Origin of the sequence: Pacificoceanicola niger (assembly GCF_048553275.1) — a bacterium.
Taxonomy (GTDB): domain Bacteria; phylum Pseudomonadota; class Alphaproteobacteria; order Rhodobacterales; family Rhodobacteraceae; genus Pacificoceanicola.
Genome location: NZ_JBLZMW010000051.1, coordinates 1 through 1,122, shown reverse-complemented (window position 1 = coordinate 1,122; position 1,122 = coordinate 1). Strand labels below are relative to the sequence as shown.

General features: G+C 60.9%; 1 protein-coding gene. It reads left to right on the top strand.

Annotated features, from left to right (window positions below; translation table 11 throughout):
• Positions 1-226: 226 nt before the first annotated feature.
• Positions 227-1,122: IS110 family RNA-guided transposase (locus ACN2XU_RS24200; protein ID WP_419412894.1), on the top strand; the 896-nt coding region annotated here is incomplete at its 3' end.

Here is a 1,122-nt window from a genome sequence, read left to right as displayed (position 1 = left end):
CCCCTCTTGTCTTATGATTTCGACAGCTTCCGATGCATGATGGGAGCCATCACGCGGATCGCGCAAATTGGCGTGATGGCGGGGGAAGGATCGTACGCCTCTGGGTCATGATGGACCGATGCCGAGTATGGTCGCCCCCGCGCATTCTTCGAACCTGAACGGAGTTCCGAGGGTCCCGGAAATGATCCGGGGGATCATTTCCCCGAGGGACGGGCTACGGGCCCGCATGACAAGACAAGGTGGGGGATATTCCATTCACACTAAAATTGGGATCGATGTGTCGAAGGCAAAGCTGGACGTTTTTTGCTCGACCAGATGTGAGTATCGACAGTTCGGGAACACAACGGATGGTTTGGCCATGCTGCTCCGATGGGTCGCCAGCATTGAAGGGCTCATTGTGTTCGAAGCGTCTGGTGCCTATCACCGCGAGCTCGAGCGCATGCTGACGCGCCGAGGATTGACCTTCGCGAAGGTCAATCCTCGGCAGGCCAGGCGGTTCGCGGAGGCAATCGGGCGCGCGGCAAAGACCGACAGGCTTGATGCCGAGATGTTGGCCAGAATGGGATCCGCCCTGCAGCTCCAGCCTACTGAAACGCATTCGGAAGCCCTTGGCGAGCTTCGCGAATTGCTCGTGTTCCGCCGCGGTCTGATCAAGGATCGCACAGCTGCCAAGACACGGCTCAAGACTGCACGGCTGGCCATGCTGCGCCGTTTGCTCACTCAGAGATTGGGCCAGATCGAGCGGCAGTTGGCCCGGGTGGACATCGCCATGAAGGCGATTGTGGCCTCTGACCCCGCTCTGGTCCAGCGCTCTGAGATCCTGACCAGCATTCCGGGGATTTCGACGACGTCGGCGATGGCATTGCTCACAGACATGCCTGAACTCGGCATGCTCAGCGGAAAGCAGGCCGCTGCGCGCGCCGGATTGGCCCCCATCTCGCGCCAGTCAGGGCAATGGCAGGGGCGTGAACGGATCCAGGGCGGCAGGCACACTGTCCGTCAGGCCATGTTCATGCCGACGCTTTGCGCGATCCAGCACAACCATGCCGCTCGCAGCAAATTCGAGGAACTGGTCCGTGCCGGCAAGCCGCGCAAGCTCGCCGTGACCGCCGTGATGAGAAA